The organism is Fulvivirga kasyanovii (assembly GCF_009711405.1).
Taxonomy (GTDB): domain Bacteria; phylum Bacteroidota; class Bacteroidia; order Cytophagales; family Cyclobacteriaceae; genus Fulvivirga; species Fulvivirga kasyanovii.
Genome location: NZ_SMLW01000571.1, coordinates 1 through 21,379, shown reverse-complemented (window position 1 = coordinate 21,379; position 21,379 = coordinate 1). Strand labels below are relative to the sequence as shown.

General features: G+C 43.9%; 15 protein-coding genes. 10 read left to right on the top strand and 5 right to left on the bottom strand.

The annotated features are described in order from the left end of the window. Nucleotides 1–297: 297 nt before the first annotated feature. The 7 genes from E1163_RS14980 (at nucleotide 298) to E1163_RS14950 (ending at nucleotide 14,310) form a co-directional block, all read left to right on the top strand. On the top strand, nucleotides 298–3,414 hold the full coding sequence (locus E1163_RS14980; RefSeq protein ID WP_155173216.1) for a SusC/RagA family TonB-linked outer membrane protein: 3,117 nt from the start codon (nucleotides 298–300) through the stop codon (nucleotides 3,412–3,414). 10 nt (nucleotides 3,415–3,424) lie between these two features. Then, a complete protein-coding gene (locus E1163_RS14975; RefSeq protein WP_155173214.1) occupies nucleotides 3,425–5,038 on the top strand; it encodes a RagB/SusD family nutrient uptake outer membrane protein in 1,614 nt (537 codons plus the stop codon). Nucleotides 5,039–5,142: 104 nt separating this feature from the next. Beyond that, on the top strand, nucleotides 5,143–6,165 hold the full coding sequence (locus tag E1163_RS14970; RefSeq protein WP_155173212.1) for a pectinesterase family protein: 1,023 nt from the start codon (nucleotides 5,143–5,145) through the stop codon (nucleotides 6,163–6,165). Between the two features lie 52 nt (nucleotides 6,166–6,217). Continuing rightward, on the top strand, nucleotides 6,218–10,087 hold the full coding sequence (locus E1163_RS14965) for a pectate lyase family protein (RefSeq protein ID WP_155173210.1): 3,870 nt from the start codon (nucleotides 6,218–6,220) through the stop codon (nucleotides 10,085–10,087). A 112-nt stretch (nucleotides 10,088–10,199) separates the two neighbouring features. Then, nucleotides 10,200–11,684 carry a glycoside hydrolase family 28 protein gene (locus E1163_RS14960; RefSeq protein WP_155173208.1) on the top strand — a complete coding sequence of 495 codons (1,485 nt, stop codon included), beginning with the start codon at nucleotides 10,200–10,202 and terminating at the stop codon, nucleotides 11,682–11,684. Between the two features lie 34 nt (nucleotides 11,685–11,718). Beyond that, a complete protein-coding gene (locus tag E1163_RS14955) occupies nucleotides 11,719–12,675 on the top strand; it encodes a DUF4861 family protein (protein ID WP_221418006.1) in 957 nt (318 codons plus the stop codon). 108 nt (nucleotides 12,676–12,783) lie between these two features. Further along, nucleotides 12,784–14,310 carry a T9SS type A sorting domain-containing protein gene (locus E1163_RS14950; protein WP_155173204.1) on the top strand — a complete coding sequence of 509 codons (1,527 nt, stop codon included), beginning with the start codon at nucleotides 12,784–12,786 and terminating at the stop codon, nucleotides 14,308–14,310. A gap of 87 nt (nucleotides 14,311–14,397) precedes the next feature. Here E1163_RS14950 and E1163_RS14945 read toward each other — a convergent pair whose 3' ends face one another. The 4 genes from E1163_RS14945 to E1163_RS14930 all read right to left on the bottom strand — a co-directional run bounded on the left by E1163_RS14945 (nucleotide 14,398) and on the right by E1163_RS14930 (nucleotide 17,949). Next, on the bottom strand, nucleotides 14,398–15,270 hold the full coding sequence (locus tag E1163_RS14945) for a coiled-coil domain-containing protein (protein WP_155173202.1): 873 nt from the start codon (nucleotides 15,268–15,270) through the stop codon (nucleotides 14,398–14,400). A gap of 71 nt (nucleotides 15,271–15,341) precedes the next feature. Then, a complete protein-coding gene (locus E1163_RS14940; RefSeq protein ID WP_155173200.1) occupies nucleotides 15,342–16,712 on the bottom strand; it encodes a HAMP domain-containing sensor histidine kinase in 1,371 nt (456 codons plus the stop codon). Then, a complete protein-coding gene (locus tag E1163_RS14935) occupies nucleotides 16,709–17,389 on the bottom strand; it encodes a response regulator transcription factor (RefSeq protein WP_343033840.1) in 681 nt (226 codons plus the stop codon). The genes E1163_RS14940 and E1163_RS14935 overlap by 4 nt, the downstream gene beginning before the upstream one ends. A gap of 11 nt (nucleotides 17,390–17,400) precedes the next feature. Further along, entirely contained in the window at nucleotides 17,401–17,949 is a 549-nt protein-coding gene (locus E1163_RS14930) for a DUF2911 domain-containing protein (protein ID WP_155173198.1), read from the bottom strand. A gap of 84 nt (nucleotides 17,950–18,033) precedes the next feature. Here E1163_RS14930 and E1163_RS14925 point away from each other — a divergent pair, with 84 nt between their 5' ends. Next, nucleotides 18,034–18,516: a deoxycytidylate deaminase gene (locus E1163_RS14925; RefSeq protein ID WP_155173196.1), complete on the top strand. Its 483-nt coding sequence runs from the start codon at nucleotides 18,034–18,036 to the stop codon at nucleotides 18,514–18,516. A 17-nt stretch (nucleotides 18,517–18,533) separates the two neighbouring features. On the opposite strand, the gene murB is transcribed toward E1163_RS14925, so the two are convergent. Then, a complete protein-coding gene (gene murB, locus E1163_RS14920; RefSeq protein ID WP_155173194.1) occupies nucleotides 18,534–19,553 on the bottom strand; it encodes a UDP-N-acetylmuramate dehydrogenase in 1,020 nt (339 codons plus the stop codon). Between the two features lie 193 nt (nucleotides 19,554–19,746). Between murB and E1163_RS14915 the strand changes: the two genes are divergently transcribed. Both E1163_RS14915 and E1163_RS14910 read left to right on the top strand, forming a co-directional pair. Continuing rightward, nucleotides 19,747–20,736: a DUF1028 domain-containing protein gene (locus E1163_RS14915; protein WP_155173193.1), complete on the top strand. Its 990-nt coding sequence runs from the start codon at nucleotides 19,747–19,749 to the stop codon at nucleotides 20,734–20,736. Nucleotides 20,737–20,837: 101 nt separating this feature from the next. Next, nucleotides 20,838–21,191 carry a hypothetical protein gene (locus E1163_RS14910; RefSeq protein WP_155173191.1) on the top strand — a complete coding sequence of 118 codons (354 nt, stop codon included), beginning with the start codon at nucleotides 20,838–20,840 and terminating at the stop codon, nucleotides 21,189–21,191. The last annotated feature ends 188 nt before the right edge of the window (nucleotides 21,192–21,379 follow it).

Genomic DNA, 21,379 nt, shown 5'->3' with positions numbered 1-21,379 from the left:
CAATCCGGGATTGAATGAAAATCCGTTTTTTGGGTTTGGGTTTTCAGCTCTGTGGGTGGTAAATAGTTAGAATAGGGGGTATTTTATTTGGTGGTCTGCAGGCTATATACTCAGATCACCGAATGAATACCTAAGAAGATGACCCAAGTAATCAAGTAATATCAAAATTAACATAGCTTCAGCCGCCAAATCTGATGGCGCACGTCGTAAGCTTTTTGGTCGATATGCATATTGCTCGTATCGATTGAGTATAGGATGAATTTGTTAAAACCGAAATAATTTTAAACAACTTGCCCCATGAAAACCAACTTCCTAATGATGAAGCCCGGGAACTGGCTTGCATCATTTATTTTTCTTCTGACCCTTTTTACCGGCGGTCAGGTGTACGCACAAAAAGGACTCACGGTAAAAGGTATCGTGATCGATGCAGAAACGAAAGCACCCTTACCGGGCGTCAACATCGTAGAACTTTCTACTATCAGCAGTTCAGTCAATGGTACTATTTCTAATTATGATGGTACTTACGAACTCCGGTTAACCACAGACAATGCTACCTTATTAATGACGTATATAGGCTTTGCCGATCAGGAGGTTGCCGTTAACGGGAGGTCTACCATAGATGTATCCATGGAGGTAGACTCTGAAACGCTCGATGAAGTGGTAGTGATTGGATATAGCGAACAAAAGAAATCCGATGTTACCGGTTCAGTGGGAAGTGTAGAGGCGGAGAGTATTACCGAACGAAATTTCACCAATCCGGTGGAAGCCATTCAGGGAAATGTGGCCGGAGTACAGATCTCATCATCTACCGGGCGTATCGGCGACGGCTTTGATATTAGCATAAGAGGTAAAAATTCCATGAGTTCTGATGCCGACCCTCTTTATGTGGTGGACGGTGTACCAACAGACGGCATTGACTTTCTGAACCCCCAGGATATTGCAAGAATTGACATCTTGAAAGATGCTTCTTCCACCGCAATTTATGGTTCCAGAGGTTCAAATGGTGTTATTATCGTAACTACTAAAAGTGGAGCAACAGCCAAACCGGGAATTAACTTTTCCTTTGACAGCTTTGTGGGTATTAAAGATCCTGCCCGCCTGCCGGATATGATGAGCGGGGAGAAATGGTGGTACTATCACCAGTCCGCTTATCTGGCAACGGCCAAGGAAGATCCTGATACAGGCACCGTTACAGAACAGACTTTATATGACGCTGTCATTGGTACGGGCAATAGTCTCCTGGAACAAAGGGCTAATAATAATGAAACATTTGACTGGTATGATGCAGTGCTTAAAACAGGTATCCAGCAAAATCATTACCTTTCAGCCTCAGGGACTTCAGGTAATGGCATATCTTATAATCTTGGCCTTGGTTTCCAGAACGAAACCGGAAACATCGAGAACGAATCTCTGGATAAGTACACTTTCAAGTTCGGTTTGCTGAATAATATTAATGAGAAGTTTTCAGCAGGTGCCAATTTTACCATGGCCTTGACCGATCAGGACCTGGGTAGTGACCTGGCTATGAGAGAGGCCTTCAGGCTTAATCCTTTTCTTTCCCCATACGGATTGGATGGTGAATTATTTCCTTTGCCAGGAAAACTGGTTGATGAAGAGGGTGATTTTCTGATTAACAAAACCAGTACCTACAACCCACTTTTGGAAATCGAGAACTCTGTAGACAATATCAGAAGGTGGAATGGTGTCGGAAGCATATTTGTGCAGTACTACCCTGTGGAGTGGCTTAGCTTCAAATCAACAATATCTGGTGGTGCTGACCTTTCCAGAAGAGGAAAATCCTGGGGAGCTGAAACCAATATGGGTGTAAACAACAGGGACCTGGCTTCTGCTGAGGTTTCTAAATCGGAAAATTTTAACTACACGTGGGACAACCAATTCAATATTAACAGGGACTTTGGAGATGACCACACTGTAAGTCTGTTAGGGCTGCAGAGTATTTTCTACAGCACTACAGAAACTTCCTTTTCAAGCTCAAGATACATGCCCTTTAATACAAGTTTCTACAATTTAGGATCAGGAGACCAGGGAACCTATACTTTAGGTTCAGGTTTTACCAAGCAGACCCTAAGTTCGTATGCTGTACGTGTAAACTATGCTTTTAAGGACAGGTATTTGTTGACCTTGTCCAGTCGTTGGGACGGTTCTTCTTTGTTGTCAGAAACTAATCGCTGGGACAACTTTCCTTCGGGAGCCGTGGCCTGGAGGGTAAGCGAAGAAGCTTTTATGGCGGACCAGGAAGTGGTGACCAACCTGAAGTTAAGGGTCAGCTATGGTTTTACAGGAAACAATATCATAGCACCATATTCGACGCAAAATGGTCTTGACCTTCAAACCTACTACGACTTTAACGGAACCAATGCCAACGGATGGTTGCCATCAGCATTGGCCAACAAAGCACTGGGTTGGGAAAAGACAAAAGAACTCAACGTGGGATTGGATTTCGGAGTGCTTGAGAACAGGATAACCGGTAGTGTAGATGTTTACGATCGTCTGTCGGATGAACTGTTGTTGGAGCAGCAACTGCCCAGGGAATCAGGCTGGGAAACCATCAGGGCGAATGTAGGCTCCGTGAACAACAAGGGAGTGGAGCTGGCCTTGACCACAACCAACATCAGTACGCAGAAGGTTTCGTGGCAGACTACGTTTACATTTACCAAAAATACCAATGAGATCAAGTCTATTTACGGACAGGATGAAGTGGATGATGTAGGGAACGGCCTTTTCATAGGCGAATCCATCGATGCTCACTATAACTATAAATTTATCGGTATATGGCAGGCTAATGAGGGTACTGAAGCCGCGGAATATGGCATGCAGGAAGGACAGGAGAAACTACTGGATGTAGACGGTAATGGAGAATATGATCCGGACAAGGATCGGATTATCCTGGGGTCGTCAAACCCTGACTGGACAGGCAGTGTGTTTTCAAGGCTCACGGTGGGTAATTTTGATCTTTCAGCATCGATCATTACCAATCAGGGCGTGTTTGTGTACAGCCCGTTTCACGAAAACTTTACCAATACACGGGACAGAGGACGTCAAAAACTTGATATAGACTGGTATGTACCTGCCAATGATGCAGGCTTGCCGGCACAATATTCAAACAGCTATCCGCAGCCCAGAAATGAAGGGTCATATTGGAGAAATGATGGTGTAGGGTATTACAGAGATGCATCTTTTGTAAAAGTCAAAAACATAGCTTTAGGTTACACCTTGTCGAATAGCCTGACCGAAAAGCTGGGACTTAGAAGTTGCCGTGTCTACACCAATGTGTTAAATCCATTTGTCTTCACTGATTATGATGGATATGACCCCGAATGGGCTGCGGCTGATTTTAATATCGGTCGAGTAAGTTCTGTTACCTATCAGTTTGGCGTAAGTGTAAAATTCTAAAATGAGAGAGATGAAAAATATATTATCAATACTAGCGCTCCTCACTATAATGTCTTCCTGCAGCGATTTTCTTGAGGAGGAAAATAAGTCAAACGTAACTGCAGAAGATTTTTATGTAACCGCAGAAGGCTTTGAATCACTGGTGAATGCCAACTATGCCCAACTGAGGGAGATTTATGGAGGAGAGCCTTATATTTTCTGTGCCGGTACCGATATGTATGCGGAAGGCAGAAACGCAGAGCCTCCCGGCCTGAGCCAGTATACCCAGCTTAATGCAGCATCAGAAGGTATAGCCGATTTGTACAATTCGTGCTATAAAGCTATTCAGACAGCCAATATGGCCATTCACTATGGGGAATTGACTGAGCAAACCAGCACGTTAAGCCAAAGGATAGCCGAGGTGAAATACCTTCGCGCCAATGCATATTTTCTGTTGGTGCAAACCTATGGAGGAGTAAGTCTCGTAGAGGATTACATTTCCAGTCCTGAACTCTCTTTTGACCGTAACAGTGCGGAAGAAATATATGCATTTATCATAACGGAGCTGGAAGCGGCGTTGCAAAATGTAGGAACGGGAGCATATGACGGAAGAGTGACCAGACGCGCGGTAGAGCACCTTCTTGCAAAAGTGCACCTTACCCGTGGCTACGAAGCTTTTGCTGCATCGGATGATTTTTCCAAAGCAGCGACATATGCTGATAATGCCATTGCAGGACAGGCATTGACTATTCCGTTTGGAGAGTTGTGGGCTCCCGGCAATGAGATGAATGAAGAGGTGATCTTCTCAGTTCAATATGATCAGGCATCAATCAGCGCCGACCCGACAGAACTTGGAAATATGCAGCCCAGCTTTTTTGGTCCATATCAGGGAGGTTCAGAGTCTGCAGGAGATGCCCCGTACAGAACTTACACATTATGCCCGACCCAATATGCCATAGACCTTTTTGATGAAGGCGATGCACGATGGGAGGGCACCTTTATGACTAAAGTTTACGAGCGTTACTATGACTTCTTTGAGGTAGAAGACCATAGTTCTCTTACAGTAACTGAATTTTACGCTCCCAAGTGGGCGAGCACTCCGGAAGATCTGGCTGCTTATGAGGCTGAGTATCCGGTAGCTGAAATTCATCCGTATGGTGATTATGTACCCTCGGTTAGCCGAAATTTTGATTATGAAACTATTCCTGTTCGCAAATTTGACGATCCCAAATCATTGTTTGGCGATGGAAGGGTTAGCTCCAGGGATATCATCCTTTCACGATTGGCAGATACTTACCTGATAGCAGCAGAAGCTTATCTGCAAAGCGGTGATCCTGCAACAGGCCTGATGAGGCTAAACGAAGTGAGAAACAGGGCAGGGGTTGCTGATGCCACGCTGGCAGATTTTGACATTGATTATATCCTGGACGAAAGAGGACGTGAGTTACTGGGTGAGTACCACAGGTGGTTTGATCTTAAGCGAACAGGGACTCTGGTGGAAAGGGCTTCGGAGCATCATTACCTGATAGAGGAGAGTAATTTCGTAGGAGCAAATGGTGAATTGAAAATACTCAGGCCGATTCCTCTGGAAGCGCTGGATTTAAACCAAAACAATGATTTTCCTCAAAACCCGGCATATCAGTAAGTATGCTCTTTGAACAATAGTTGATAAGGTTTTCCGGACAGATGGATCATGACTGCCCGATCTGTTTGTCCGGATTAAACACACCCTATAAAAAATAATACCTCATGAATAAAAGGATATTTTTGATAATGTGTTTTCTGAATTGCTGTGCTGCATTGGCGCACGCCATGGAGAGTAGGGCAGGGTCGGACTGTACTGAAACCTTCGCAACAGATTATTATAAAGTAGTAGCTCAGGATGGAAGTGGTGATTACACCAGTATTCAGGAAGCTATCAATAGTTCAAAAGCATTTCCCTATCAGCGGGTAATTATCGAAATTAAGAATGGCACCTACAGGGAAAAGGTGAGGATATACTCATGGAACCCTCATGTATCATTGATCGGTGAAGACCGGGAGAAAACTATTATTACTTACGACGACCACTTTAAGAAGATAGATCTGGGGAGGAACAGCACTTTCCATACAGCAACTCTATCAGTGGAAGCCAATAACTTTTATGCTGCCAATCTTACCATTCAAAATACTGCCGGTAATGTGGGACAAGCCATTGCACTGTCGGTAAATGGTGACAAAGCAGTGATTGAAAACTGCACTATCAAAGGGAACCAGGATACCTTGTATACATCGGGAGAAGGTTTCAGGCAGTACTTTGATCGCTGCCATATTGAAGGGACTACCGATTTTATTTTTGGTAACGCCACCGTCTTATTCACCAATTGCACTATTCACAGCAAAGCTGATTCTTATGTCACTGCTGCTTCTACACCTCAGGGTCAGCCCTTTGGGTATGTCTTTATACACTGCAACCTTACTGCGGATGAAAAGGTAAACCAGGTTTATCTGGGAAGGCCCTGGAGGAAATATGCCAAAACCGTTTTTGTGGAATCGGTTATCGGCGACCATGTAGTTAAGGAGGGATGGAGCAGGTGGTCTGGTGAAGAGGATAATCATGCATTCTATGCTGAATATAACTGCACCGGACCAGGGTATAAACCCGAGAGCAGAGTCTCATGGTCCCATCAGCTCCAGGCATCAGAAGCAGCAAAATACACGCTGGAGAATATACTTCAAGCCGGCTCCCCTATGCCGGAACAACCCTGGTATTTAATAACTAAAACTAAATAGTTGTCTATGTGACTTTATAATAATCATCATTTTCAACCTAACCCCATATACTATGAAAACCAACACACTGATAGTAGCGCTCTTACTCTTCTTCTCCTGGACGTATGTCAGGGGAACTGACTACTACGTGGCTACTAATGGAAGCGATTCCAATTCGGGAACATCTGTTTCAAGTCCGTTTGCAACCCTTCAAAAGGCTGTTGATGAAGCCTCGGCAGGGGATTACATTTACCTGAGAGGTGGTGTTCATGCCATTGCAACAACACCCTTTGTAATTACAAAAAACGGAAGTTCAAGTGCAAGAATTCATGTTTTTGCTTACTCCGGAGAGACCCCGGTTTTACAATTTAATAATTCGGTAAGTTCATCCAACCGTGGTGTTGTGCTGGATGGTGATTATTGGCACTGGAAAGGCATAACTATTGAAAGGGCAGGAGACAATGGTATGCTGCTCTCAGGAAATAACAACATCATTGAAAACTGTATTTTCAGGAGGAACAATGATACCGGGCTTCAACTGAGCCGGTACAGCACAAGCGCTAACAGCATCAGTCAATGGCCTTCCAACAATCTCATTGTTGGTTGCGAGGCTTATGATAATAAAGACCCGGACAATGAAGATGCCGATGGTTTTGCTGCAAAATTGACTTCCGGCACCGGAAATGTATTTCGCGACTGCGTATCACATCACAACATTGATGATGGCTGGGACCTTTATACCAAATCCGATACCGGCCCGATTGGTAAAATACTATTTGAAAACTGTATCGCCCATAACAACGGAACACTTACCGACGGTACTACCTCTGGCGGTGGCGACAAGAACGGTTTCAAGCTGGGTTCTTCTGCCCACAACATTGACCATGAGCTTCGCAGGTGTATCGCGTATAACAATGGTAAGCATGGTTTTACTGACAATGGTAACGTAGGAAATATTAAATTTTACAATCTTACTTCCTACAACAACGATGGTTATAACTACCACACAAGAGACAATGCTTCTCACACTTTCAGAAACTGTGTGACTCTCAGTGGAGGACATACGGACAGGATTGTCGGAGATGCTCCACTATCTTGCAATGCACTTGACGATACGGATACCAACTGGACTATTTCAGCCAGCTCTTCCGATTTTCAGACGTTGACACCAGGGCCAGACTCGAACCCTACATCCAATGGCTTTTTAAACCTGGCCTCGTCAAGCGCCCTTATCGATAACGGGTGCAGTGCATCCGGGGTTAGTTCTAATGGATCAGCACCTGATCTTGGAGCAGTAGAATATGGAGGTTCAACTCCACCACCATCGGGGGATACCTATACTTTAACTACCAATGTGTCGGGATCCGGAACCGTGTCAGGCGCGGGTACCTATGATGAAGGCACTACAGCCACTGTATCAGCCACACCTGCCCAGGGCTGGTCTTTTAGCAATTGGACAGGAGATGCCAGTGGTAGCAACACTACAGTTTCAGTACTTATGAATTCAGATAAATCTGTTACAGCGGTGTTTACTCAGGATGTACCTCCTCCGACCGGCGATGGAGACCGCATTGAGGATACGGATTCGCGTTTGATCTCGTATGACGGTTCATTAAAATCATATAGCAATGCCGATAACGGGCAAGCTGTTAATTTAAGCAATGATCCGGATAAGCGTATCGTCTGGAGTTATTCTGCTTCTTCATCCCAATATACGGTAACCTTGAGGTATACCAGAAAAGCATCTATGAATCCTTCCGTGGATATAGATGTGAATGGTAGCCGCCAGACTGTGTCGCTTCCTGAAACAGGTGGAAGTGAATTTGCAACCACAGCTTTTACTGCAAACCTGCAATCAGGAGATAATACCATTACACTTATTACCAATGCCGACGGTGAGAGTGCTGACATCGACTGGATAGAGTTTTCAGGTGGGGACAGCAATCCACCACAGGACAACGATGGTACGATAACTTTGCAGGAAAACGAAGCCGGATTTTGCAGCGTCGATGGCATGATAGATAATATTCACAGCGGATTTACAGGTTCTGGTTTTGCTGATACTGAGAACATTTCGGGAAGTGGTATACATTACAAGGTCAGTGCGACTGCCGGACAAGCCAGTATAGAGATTCGCTACGCCAATGGCTCTACATCAGACAGGCCTGCCAATATCCTGGTTAATGGCAATATAGCCGTTTCAGGTCTGGGCATGCCGGCGAAAGGCGCGTGGTCTAGCTGGTCAACTGTTTCGGCCAACATCAATCTTGCCAATGGAACCAATGATATAAGTATTATCTCCACCACCGGAAACGGTTTGGGAAATATTGATTATATCCAGTTAACCGGGCCTTCTGTTTCTAGTGCCTCATGTACAAGCTCGTCAGCTACCGTTAATCTGTCAGCTTCTCCCGGCGACGGGCAGGTTGCCCTGACATGGACTTCCAACGGTTTGGGAAATGGTTATAATCAGGAAATTTATCGCGATACGGATAGTGACCCGGCCGGTCGTGTGCGCATAGGCGTAGTAAGTGCGGGTGTCAACAGCTATAATGATGAAACTGCTAATAATGGCACGCAATACTACTACTGGATCAAAGGGAGGAACGAAAATGGTGATTTTGTAAACTCCAATGCTGCCGGCGCCAGACCGGTTAGCTCCGGTTCTGTGGACAACACGGAAATGATAGGTTTTGCCACTGTGCCGGGAGACGGCATATCCACCACTACAGGAGGAGAAGGTGGTAATGTGATCACCATCAGCAACCTGGCAGAGCTGGAGGCATGGGCAGCATCCCGGGAAGATAATTATAATGCTGAAATTGTATATATCAATGGAAGGATCAGCTCATCATCCAGTACTTTGGTAACTATAAAAAGGGGAGCCAACATTTCTATTCTTGGCCTTGGAAGCACGGCAGAGCTACAGAACATCGGGCTGAACATCAGGGACTATAACAATGTAATTGTTCGAAATATCAAGATCAGGGAGGTACTTTATCCGAATGATGCACTTACCATTGACGGTTGCAGCCACGTATGGGTAGACCATTGCGAACTCCACAGCAAAATCGGAGACGGTATAGGTGTAGATACTTACGATGGCCTTTTGGATATCAAAAAAGGATCAAGGTATGTGACTGTGTCATGGTCTTATCTCCATGACCATATGAAATGCTCTTTGATAGGACATACGAATAGCTCAAGTCAGCAGGCTACGGACAGCCAGATGAGAATTACTTACCATCACAATTATTTCAAAAACACAGATGGAAGAAATCCCAGTATCAGATATGGAGCTATCCATATGTTCAATAACTATTTTGATGGTATTGGAGATTATGGTATTGCGGCACGTGTAGGTGCACATGCACTGGTTGAGGGATGTCACTACAATAATGTGAAACTGCCTATGTCTACTGATAAATTTCCGGTAGACGGCATGCCAAACGGATACATCTGTGAGAGCGGTAACCTGTTCACGGGTTCAACCGGAGATGTAGTGATTTCTCAAACCGGTTGCGATTGGTGGAATTCATCGACATTGCCATATCAATATTCAGTTGATAATGTCAATACGGTGGCCTCCAATGTTCCGGCAAATGTTGGGGTAGGGAAAATTTCAGTGCCTTCTTCCACGGCAGCCAGAAAAGCCGGCGAGCCACTGGTATCAGAAGCTGAGGTTTTGACTGACTTTGAGGCTTATCCTAATCCATCTAGCGGATCAGTGTCTGTGACATTCAGTATAGAGAAAGATGAAGATCTGTCATTCAAACTTTACGATATGAGAGGTAGAGTGGTGGGTGAGTTCGGTCGTGCCCGATATGGTAAAGGGATAAACACCATTACCTATGAAAATGATAAATTAAACAATGGAGTATATATATTAAGTATGCAGAATACCGAACGCAGCTTGAAAAAAATAAGGCTGATCGTTCGCTAAAGATAGTTTTATGGATGAGTGAGGTATGTCTCAGGAGCCTGTTACTGGCTCTTGAGACTACTTCATTTAAAGCCGGATATGAATGTAATTTTTTAAAACACTTGAGAAGAAGATGCAGAGAAGTCTTAGCAACATGAGAAAAAGTTATCAAACCCTTGTAATAAGCTCACTTTTTTTAGGAAGCCTGCTGTCCGGGTGCAACAGTGAAAAGAGGGAGAGTGGACAGGAGCAACCTGCTGCCAGTGAGCAACCTACAACGGATCCTTTTGCGGAGGCAGATGAGATCATTGGCAACATCAGAATTCCTCAGTTTGCCGACACTACATTTAATATTATGGATTATGGAGCTGTTGGGGATGGCGAAAAAGATAACTCCGAAGCCATAGCAAAGGCTATCAAAAGCTGTGCTGAAGCAGGTGGGGGCAAAGTGCTGGTACCCCGGGGGAAATTTCTTACGGGACCCATCCATTTAAAAAGTAATGTAAACCTCCACCTGGAGGAAGGGGCAGTGGTTCTTTTTACGGAAGATCAAAAAGCCTATTTACCAGTAGTACACACCTCTTATGAAGGCATGGAGCTCATGAATTATTCTCCGCTTATTTATGCCTATCAGCAAAAAAATATAGCCATTACCGGTAGCGGTACTTTTGACGGCCAGGCTGGTAACAACAACTGGTGGCCATGGTGTGGTAAAGACGTCTATGGCTATAAAGAAGGAGCGCCCCGGCAACAGGATGAGCATAACCTGCCCAGGCTATGGAAAATGAGCGAGGAGGACGTGCCTGTCGCAGAACGGGTTTTTGGAGAAGGATATCAGCTCAGACCATCATTTTTTCAGCCTTTTGAGTGTGAAAGTATACTGGTCAAAGGCGTAACCTTTACTCACGCACCTTTCTGGGTACTGCATCCGGTAAAGTCTAAAGATATAACCATCGATGGTGTCACTGTAGTAAGTCATGGACCTAATAATGACGGTTGCGATCCCGAATATTCCAGAAATGTACACATTACCAATTGCACTTTTGATACAGGTGATGACTGCATAGCTATAAAATCAGGAAGGAACTGGGACGGACGCAGGGTAAATATTCCCAGCGAAAATATTGTCATTGAAAATTGTAAGATGAAAGACGGACATGGTGGTGTAGTGATGGGCAGCGAGATGTCTGCCGGGATAAGGAATGTATATGTCAGGAACTGCACTATGGACAGTCCTAATCTTGACAGGGCATTTAGAATTAAAACCAATACACTTCGTGGAGGCTTTGTTGAGAATGTCTGGTTCAGGAATGTCAAAATTGGTCAGGTAAAAGAGGCTGTGCTAAAAATCAACACCCATTACGGAACGTATGCCAACCAGGAAGGTGAGTTTATGCCAACCATCAAAGGAGTGCACCTGAAAGATATAGAAGTGGAAAACGGAGGGGAGTATGGTGTACTGATCCATGGAAGGGAGGCTAACCCTGTAAAGGACGTGACACTCACCAATGTGCATATCAAAAAAGTGGAAGAGCCGGTTTCCATAAAGAATTCTGATCCCGTTCAATTTGAAAATACAATTATAAATGGTGCTAAATATGAAAATGATGATGAATAAACTTCTGATTGCGGCAATACCAGTTTGCTGTTTCATGTCGTGCAAGTCGGACAAGACTGAAAACAAAATGGATGTTTCCTCTGAAACGTCTAAAGTTGAAAAAGCTGCTCAAAAGACCTATGCAGAGCTTTCCGTGAAAGAAGGTGGTGAATGGAAAGAAGGAAGCTATGAAGGCGGGCAATTTAAGAACATCACCGAGTTCGAGTGGCCTGGCGGACTGAATGACCACTCTTACTACCTCAGGTACGAAGGCCCGGGATGGGAAAACAGCCAGGTGGGTTACCGGTTATACCTTGACTGGCGAAATGCCATCGATATTTTTGGTAAGAAGGTGGATACTGTAGTGTTGAGTCATGTAGGCCAGGACGGCTTCGACTCATATCATGAAAATGCAGATTGGGGACAGGATATCCTTAAAGTTGGAAAATCGCTTGGTATTGGTTCCTATGGCCGTCTTTTGGGCGACTCCGTTGTCCATTTCCAAAAGGTATCCAAAACAATGGCGGAAGTCAATAATACTGATAACAGTTCGTCTGTTAATATTAAATATAACGACTGGCAGTCCGGCAGCGATACGGTTGATCTTGCCACGAAACTGACTATATATCCACAAGGACGGTACACCCAGGTATCCCTTGATCCCTCCAAAGCTATTTCCGGCATTTGTACAGGTATTGTAAAGTTTGATGATGTCCCTCTGATGAAAAAAGAAGGTGAGGAGTGGGGTTACATAGCTACCTATGGGGCTCAAACGCTGGTAAGTGATCAGGATCTGTTAGGTATGGCCATTTTCTACAAAAAATCGGAGGCTCAGGAAGTGAAAGCGGGTAAACATGACCATTTGGTAGTATTTAACCCATCTGATGAGGCTGTTACTTATTATTTCTTAGGGGCATGGAGCCAGGAGAAGGATGGTATAAAGGACGAGGCGGCATTTGTCAAGCATATCGATGATCAGCTTAGTCATTTGGATAAAAACGGTAAACTTTAAATTTAAGTAGGACTTTATTGTATAATAATTATTACATATATTGTCTACTTATTCAAAGCCACAATTAAACATTAACTACGTTTACCAACCAAAACTACCGTGAAAAAAATGAAGCAATTAGGCCGTCCGCTGCTTGCGGCTGCCTCTATGCTTGCCATGGCATGCATAGGTACCAAAGGGTACGCCCAATGTACAGGAGGTTACACCTCCGGTGACCTGACAATATCAAGCGCGTGTACCATCAGTGCTGATATCACTATTACAGGAAATTTGTCATTGTTAAATTCAGTGTCACTCGTGATTGATCCCGGGGTGACCGTTACAGTTCAGGGAGACTTGCAAACCGGCTATATGGCTGGAGTGCTCAATGTGTCGGGAGGAGGTACCCTGGATGTCAGTGGGAGGTTTTATAATGATGTCAGGACCGCAACCTCTTTCACGTTTTCCAATGTTACAGTTACGGTGGGGAACAATGGCGGGGCAAGTACTAGTATTAACAACTTCACCTCTACTCTGAGCCTGCTAAACGGCACTTCATTCACCGTGACCGCCGGAAACTTCGAAAATGATAACGGCACGAGCCTTACCATTGATAACTCATCACTTGATATTTCCTCAGGCAATTTTATTAATGATTTCCAGGCAGAGGCCATCGTTCAAAATGGAGGCTCGCTAACGTTATCTAATGGCAACCTCGTTACCGAAGATCAATCACACCTTTTGGTAGATAACAGTACAGTGATTGTATCTGGTGACTTTAACAATGACTATCATGCCTTGCTGGATGTGCAAAATAACTCCACTTTCATCATAGGAGGAGACTTTAATAACGGATATAGCTCAGGAGGGGAGGTCACTGCAGGCTATGTCAACATTGACGGATCGAATGTAAATGTCGGAGGCAGTTTGAATAATGATTATGGTAGTGATATTAATATTGATGGGGGTGGAACGCTTGCCATCACTAATGATCTGACCAATGATCAGGCAGCCACTATAGATATACCCAATGGCTCACTCATTGTAGGAGGAACTATTACCGATGATTTTGGAGGTATAGGCGCTCCATGCTCTGATGGTTGCTGTGGAAATGGATGTGTATTGCCGGTTACCCTGATAGCTTTCGACTATGAACTTACCGGTGATCAGGTGGCACTCAACTGGACTACTGCGTCAGAGGTTAATAACGACTACTTTACCATAGAAAGGTCATTAGACGGCCAAATCTTTGAATATGCAGGTAAGGTAGCTGGATCAGGTACTACAGATGTTCCAAAGAATTATTACTGGCAAGATGAGAGGCCTTTAAGCAGTACTACCTATTACAGGCTTAAGCAGACCGACATGGATGGCACCTTTAAATATGAGGGTATAGTAACTGTTGATTATCATAACCCCGAAGCACATTTAGCTGTGTCACCTAACCCCGTCAGCTCGGGCAAGTCATTCACTGTACTTGGAGAAGACCTGAGCAATAAAGTCTGGGAGATACAATCTGCAAGTGGACTGGTAATAGCAAAAGGTACCTTTGAGCAGGCTTCAACGGTGACTACGGCAGGAATGGAAAGCGGGATCTACCTGTTGAATATAAGATCTAATGCCTATTTGAAGACTATAAAGATTGTTGTTGAATAATTGCACCTGCAGATCATGTATTTATAAATAACAAAAGGGCCGTCTCTTATAGTTAGGAGTACGGCCCTTTACCTGTGAAAAAAATCGTTACTTCAGTTTTATCTGCGTACTGCCCAAGTAAGTGTTTTGGTGATAGATATCAATTTTGTATACTCCCTTTTTAAACTTCTCAGAAGGCTTATACGAGAGCGCTACCCTTTTGGAGCTTGTGCCAAAGTCAGCCACCATTTCAGTTGATGCCAATAGCACTGGCTCATTTTCTTCAATAATGGTGTAGCTGATTTCCCTGGATGTTGCACTGTTTGCTTTTTTACCATCGGGAGTGATAACCGTCAGTGTCAGGTTACTGGCTAAAGAAGCAGGGACATCAAAGCCAAGAACAATCTCTTTCGTTTTCTTTGAGCTGATAGTGAGCTTCTGATTTTTCTTCAAAGCTTCAACACCATAGTTATTGCCGGCACTTTCATTTAAAAAGCTGTTTCTTTTATTTAACTCACTGTTGTTTTTTTCCAATGTGGCAACAGAGTTTTGCAGGTACGAGTTTTTAAACTTCATGTCTGCCAACGATTCGTTAAGTGCGGCAATTTCCTCTTCCATTTGTTTTTTATAACTCGCCAGTTCTGCTGCCTGTTTTTTATACCTGGAATCACTCAGGGCTTTTTGCTTCATAAGTGCACTTAACTCATTTTCTTTTTTGACCAGTCTCTTTTGCATATCGGCCAGTTTTCCATCGAGCTGCTTATTTTTTCCCTGATAGTTGCCGATATCAGCTTTTAGTTTGGAGATATCTTTATCCAGGGCGAGTTTTTGAGAAAGCATTTTTTCAGACTTTAACTTTTCGGCTTTCAAATCTCTGTTCAACGTTTTGTTGTCAGACGAATAAAAGAGTGCAAAACCTAAGGCAGTGAAAAACATAACCGTAACCACGCCAGCAATAATTGTTTCCTTTGAAGTTTTCATTTTGTTCATAAATTATACTACCTATAACGCCCGAGGCATTAAGGGGAGATCAAAATGAAATTAAAAAGAGATTAAAAAATCGCTGTAGGAAGGGTAACAGTAGCGGTTGTTCCTCTACCGGCAACCGAGGTTATCCGGAATGTGCCCTGATGGATATCAATGATCCTTTTGGCAAGGGAAAGTCCGATGCCATGGCCCCTTACCGACACGGCGTTGGTAGCCCGGAAGAAAGGTTGCATAATCTGTCCTGTTTCATGCTCAGGGATACCTATGCCGGTGTCTGAGAATTTTAGTTCAAGTTTATCGTCTTTCATAGCCGACAACCTGACCTGCACTTCATGGTCGGGTGAGAATTTACAGGCATTATCAATCAGGTTGGAGAATACACTTTTTAGCATTAGTTCATTGCCGTTCACCGTGAGTTGCCGTTCATCATCTATATCTTCAGACAACGATATTTTTATCCGGTATTCGGGGTGTGAAGCGTTCATTTCAGAGGTTAGTTGCCATATGATAGCATCAATCCGTACGGCGGAAAAGCTTTCTGTAAATGATTCTGTGCGTGCCAGTAATAGCAATTTGTCGGTCAGTTCAGAAAGGTTTTGAATGTCATCCCGCACGGATTTCAAGGTGGTGATATAATACGCCTTTTCCCGCTCTTTTAATAAAGCGACATCAATCTGTGATAATACTGATGTGAGGGGCGTCCTAAGCTCGTGCGAAGCATTGGATATAAAAGCTTTTTGACTTTTAAAGGCATCCTGAAGCCGGCTCAGCATTTTATTGAAGGTTATGGCCAACACCGCTACCTCATCTTTGCCGTTACCCTCACTGATACGAACATCCAGGTTGCCCGCGCCGATAGTGTTCACCTCATCTACAACCTTGGATATAGGTTGTAAGGCAATTTTGGCATAGATGAGGCCTATGATGGCTACGGCGATGATAGACAGAATAAAGACAATGATCAATATGTTTCTTAAATTTTCGAGTTTGCTCTTGCCAAAAACGTCATGAGCAGCAGCGATGACCACGAACCTCTCAAACTTATCGGTGTAAAGCATACCCATGATCTCTATTTCTCCCTGTTGCCACTGCACCTGACCTTCCAACCTGATCCTGTCGAGGGTTTCAGGGGTTATGGTCATCAGGTTATCTTCATCCGTGCTGAAAATCTCTTGGTTGTTATAATCATAGATAGAGATCCTTTCGGCCGGTAATTTAATAGGAGTGGCGGATTCAATTTTTCGAAGGAGTTCTGCGTCTACCTCTTCAAATTCTATTAAAAGTCGTGCAGCGGTTGTTGCCCTTGATTCCAGCCGGCGATAAAACTCTTCCTGCCTGTATTCAGCCGATGAAACATAAATAGACACAGAAGCAATGAGCCATATGCTGCTTACCATGATCAGTAAGCGGTAAGTCAGTTTTGATTTGATGTTCATTCCCGGTCATCAATGAAATAGCCCATGCCCACCCTGGTGTGGATAAGCTTCTGATCAAAGTCTTTATCAATCTTCTTTCGAAGGATATTAACATAAACATCAACTACATTGGTGCCGGTATCAAAGTCCAGTTCCCACACCTTTTCAATGATCTCTACTCTGGAAAGCACCCTGCCCTTGTTTCGCATAAGAAATTCCAGCAGCATATATTCTTTTGCCGTGAGTTCTATTTCCCTACTGTTCCTGATCGCCACTTTTTTTGTCAGGTTAAGCTCAAGTTCACCAACTTTTATTGAAGAGGATAGGGTGTCTGTAGAAGACCTGCGCTTGCATACCGCTTTTATCCGGGCCAGGAGTTCACGGAAATCGAAAGGCTTCACCATATAATCATCAGCCCCTGATTCAAGGCCCTCTACCTTATCGTCTGTAGTGCCCAGTGCAGTTAGCATTATGATTTTTATGTCATTGTTTTGCTGACGTATTTCACGGCAAATTTCGAAGCCATTCTTTGCCGGTAATATCGCATCCACCAACAACAGATCATAGGTATACTGGTGGTAAAGTTTCAGACCCATGGTGCCGTCGTAGGCAATATCGACTTCATGGTCATTCTCTTCAAGGCCTTGTTTCAAGTGGTTGGCCACTTTCACCTCATCTTCAACTACCAGTATCTTCACCGTTTGTGCATTTATTCTTTCAAAAACTCAATAGGGATGGCCACTTTGGTCTTATCCCACATCATCAGCAGGTCGGCAGTGTCATTTTTTTGTTCAAAAGTAATGGTGAATGGTTCCCAAACCGTATTTTGTATAGGTTGAGTTGGTACATCAAACCTCATTACATCGGCTTCCTTGTTATAGTTATATGCACCCCACTGTCCAAGCTCTTCATTAATGATTATCGTCCACTGGTTCTTTTGTGGGATGGAGAATATAGAGTAAGTCCCTGATTTTAAGGTATCTCCGTTGATGAGAACGTCGCCGGTGAGTGTTAATTCTGTTGCTTCGTTGGCGCCGGTCCTCCAAACATGGCCGTAGGGTACCAGTCCTCCAAAAATATCCCGGCCTCTTTTATGTGGCTGGCTGTAGGTCAGTTTTACATAAGTATCATCGTACTTCATAGTGACTATGGCTGCCGGGCTGGGGCGAGGAGTTATAGCCTCCTGGGCAAAAACATGAGAGTGTATGGCTGATAATAAGATAATTGAAAAAGTAAGGTATCGGAATCTGGAATTCATAACTTTGCGTTGATTTTAAACTGCGGTTAAATATACGCAACTTCTAAACAAATATTGTACCGCCTAAGTAAACGATAAAGCTACATGGAGCGTCCGGAATTTGATGATATTTTTATGGAATTGGCCGTTAACCTGGCTAAAAGGTCTCATTGCATAAAACGGCACGTTGGGGCAGTTTTGGCTAAAGACACCAGGATCATCTCCATCGGCTACAACGGCCCACCGGCAGGTACGCATAATTGTGATGAGCAATGGCCTGAGCAAGGGTGCCCTCGGGATTCCAAGGGTGGTTGTTCCCTGGCTATACATGCCGAGCAAAATGCACTGCTGTATGCTGTTAAAAATAAGACAGAAGTGAAAGGGGCTACACTTTATGTTACCCTGGCTCCTTGTCTGGCATGTGCCCGGATCATATTTACCATGGGTGTGAGCAAGGTGATCTACCTGAACTCTTATGCAGAATATAAAGGCATTGAAAGTGACGAAGGCGTGGATTTCCTTAAAAAGTTCGGCGTTGAAGTGGAACGGTACCACGGCAACATATCCCACGCCACCGCCCTGATCTGATAGGCGGCCGGCGTTTATCAGATTATATTAACCTCCGCACTAAGTTCAATGCCAAATTTTTCAATGACAGAGGCCCTGATTTCTTCAGCCAGCCCCTTGAGGTCATCCCCGCTGCCACCTCCGTAATTCACCAGTACCAAAGCCTGGTTTTTATGTACTCCGATAGCACCACGGGTTACACCTTTCCAGCCGCACTGCTCGATTAGCCAGCCGGCAGGCACTTTGACGTTGTTATCCGGCAGGTCATATCCCGGTATTTCAGGATATTCCGTTTTTAGCTCTTCGTACTGGATGCGGTCAACACTTGGGTTTTTAAAGAAGCTGCCCGCATTACCGATTTTGGCAGGATCAGGAAGTTTGCTTTGCCTGATCTTAATTACTGCTTCGCTCACATCCTGAATGGTAGGCTTTTTTACTTTCATTTCTTCCAGGGTCTCGGAAATAGCACCATAGGAGGTGTTTAACAGATGGTCTTCTTTTGTCAGCTTTAGGGTTACATGTGTTATGATATATTGCCCCTTTACTTTGTTCTTAAATATGCTTTCCCTGTACCCGAAACGACAAGCTTCCTTGTTAAACTTTTCAACCTCCCCATTGCTGATGTTTACTGCCTGCAAATGTTCAAAGACCTCTTTGATCTCCACCCCATACGCACCGATATTCTGCATCGGCGCAGCCCCTACAGTTCCAGGTATTAGTGAGAGGTTCTCAATGCCACCCCAGCCGCTTTCCAGCGCATACAGCACGAAATTGTGCCAGTTTTCGCCTGCACCTATTTTTACAAGCACAAAATCATCCGTCTCATGGACCACTTCTTTTCCCATGATACTGTTTTTGATCACAAGGCCATCGAAGTCTTTGGAGAGCAACACATTGCTGCCACCGCCAAGAATAAACAACGGGTTGTCACTGGCAACCTCCGACTGCAGGACCTCCTGAAGGTCTTCGATGGATTTTACTTCAACAAATACCCTTGCTTTGGCTTCCAGCCCGAAAGTATTCAAGGGTTTAAGGGATACGTTTTTCTGGATGTGCATACTTCTTGCGAAATAAAGAAATCTCAGTTAAAGTAGGTATGAAAAATAGATTTAATATGTATTCCGGCTACAGACAAAATGAACAGGAGATAATATGTCTTTATGAGTAATATTGAGATTAAACCACCGCTTGTTGAATATTTGAAATACTATTCAATAACTTTTCAGTATATTAAACATCAAAATCATTAACATGTTAAAGCTTATAACCTCATTGCTCTTGTTGTTTATGGTCCGACCAGTAGCATCTCAATTATACCTCCAAAAGGAGCCGTTTGCACATACTTACTCTATCGTAGCCCGTGATCCTGATACCGGTGAAATGGCCGTTGGTGTCCAAAGTCACTGGTTTTCCGTGGGTACAGCAGTAAGCTGGGGCGAGGCCGGGGTAGGCGTGATCGCCACTCAGTCATTTGTTAATAAATCTTTTGGATTGAGAGGACTTGAACTCCTGAAGAAAGGAAAAACCGCTGAACAGGCACTTAAAATATTACTGAAATCCGATGAAGGCCGGGAGGTAAGACAGGTGGCCATTATGGATGCCAACGGTAATGTAGCTACACATACCGGTGAAAATTGCATTAAATACGCCGGCCATCAGCAGGGGGACAACTATTCTGTACAGGCCAATATGATGCTCACCAAAGATGTATGGCCGGCCATGGCTGCTGCTTTTGAAAAGAGCAGAAAACTACCCCTCGCCGAGCGCGTGCTGATAGCCCTTGAAGCAGGAGAGGAGGCCGGTGGCGATATCCGAGGAAGGCAGTCGGCCGCATTGATTGTAGTAAAAGGAAAACCCGAGGAAAATCCCTGGGATGATCCTATGATCGATCTGCGGGTAGATGACAATGAAGAACCACTGGTTGAGCTAAAAAGGCTGCTCAAAATATACAGGGCGTATGAACACATGAACAAAGGAGACCTGGCAGTCGAAGTTGGAGATATGTCCCTGGCTTTGCAGGAGTATGGTAAGGCTGAGTCCATGTTTCCCGAAAACCTCGAAATGCAATATTGGAAAGCCGTTGCCCTCGCCAACAACGACCGGCTGGAGGAGGCCCTGCCCATATTTAAACGCATTTTCAGAGAAGATGAAAACTGGCGAGAACTAACCGAACGCTTACCGGAAGCCGGCCTTCTTGATTTGAAGAAACGCGAGCTTAAGAAGATATTGAAGTTGAAGTGATGTGGAAGCTATCGAATATTCAATCAACACCTTTTACCCCATGCACTTGATGTCTGAGTATGCTAAAAAATTCTAAGGATATCTCTTTGCTGCTTAAGTCTATGGGATTATTTACCCTCATAGCAATAGCACTACTCGTCTTTGGCAGCCAATATGAAGAAACCAAATATCCACTGATAGGTAAAGGATCACCTTTACAAGGTAAGGTAATAGCTACCGGAGCAAGTCAATCCGTGGCATATGTGAAGTTTGATGATGGCCATGAATTCAAACTTCCTTATGCTCGAAATAATCTTTATACTCCATTTTATTTGAATACATTTATTCAGGTTGGGGACTCTCTTTTTAAAAAACAGAATAGTGACACATTAACCATAATAAGAAATAGAGACAGGTTTGTCTTTGTTTTGGGAGAAGAACTTAATAATAGGCTGGGACCTCAATGGAATGAATAGTATGAAATATATTGTTTCATACCGGCTTATTCATACCGGCTTATAATCACGTAATTCATGCTGGTGGCTTGTTGAGGCCTTTGGTAAAAAAAACTACTAATTTTTGGTCTTTATTCTTTCTGAAATTTCTTACGAATGTTAAAGATTTGAAATTCAGTAAGTTATTTTTTCATTTAATGTGTTTATAT

Excerpts from the sequence above, each read along its gene's own strand:
- E1163_RS14980 (WP_155173216.1), top strand. The coding sequence starts at position 298 with ATGAAAACCAACTTCCTAATGATGAAGCCCGGGAACTGGCTTGCATCA.
- E1163_RS14975 (WP_155173214.1), top strand. The coding sequence starts at position 3,425 with ATGAAAAATATATTATCAATACTAGCGCTCCTCACTATAATGTCTTCC.
- E1163_RS14970 (WP_155173212.1), top strand. The coding sequence starts at position 5,143 with ATGAATAAAAGGATATTTTTGATAATGTGTTTTCTGAATTGCTGTGCT.
- E1163_RS14965 (WP_155173210.1), top strand. The coding sequence starts at position 6,218 with ATGAAAACCAACACACTGATAGTAGCGCTCTTACTCTTCTTCTCCTGG.
- E1163_RS14960 (WP_155173208.1), top strand. The coding sequence starts at position 10,200 with ATGCAGAGAAGTCTTAGCAACATGAGAAAAAGTTATCAAACCCTTGTA.
- E1163_RS14955 (WP_221418006.1), top strand. The coding sequence starts at position 11,719 with ATGTCGTGCAAGTCGGACAAGACTGAAAACAAAATGGATGTTTCCTCT.
- E1163_RS14950 (WP_155173204.1), top strand. The coding sequence starts at position 12,784 with ATGAAGCAATTAGGCCGTCCGCTGCTTGCGGCTGCCTCTATGCTTGCC.
- E1163_RS14945 (WP_155173202.1), bottom strand. The coding sequence starts at position 15,270 with ATGAAAACTTCAAAGGAAACAATTATTGCTGGCGTGGTTACGGTTATG.
- E1163_RS14940 (WP_155173200.1), bottom strand. The coding sequence starts at position 16,712 with ATGAACATCAAATCAAAACTGACTTACCGCTTACTGATCATGGTAAGC.
- E1163_RS14930 (WP_155173198.1), bottom strand. The coding sequence starts at position 17,949 with ATGAATTCCAGATTCCGATACCTTACTTTTTCAATTATCTTATTATCA.
- E1163_RS14925 (WP_155173196.1), top strand. The coding sequence starts at position 18,034 with ATGGAGCGTCCGGAATTTGATGATATTTTTATGGAATTGGCCGTTAAC.
- murB (WP_155173194.1), bottom strand. The coding sequence starts at position 19,553 with ATGCACATCCAGAAAAACGTATCCCTTAAACCCTTGAATACTTTCGGG.
- E1163_RS14915 (WP_155173193.1), top strand. The coding sequence starts at position 19,747 with ATGTTAAAGCTTATAACCTCATTGCTCTTGTTGTTTATGGTCCGACCA.
- E1163_RS14910 (WP_155173191.1), top strand. The coding sequence starts at position 20,838 with ATGGGATTATTTACCCTCATAGCAATAGCACTACTCGTCTTTGGCAGC.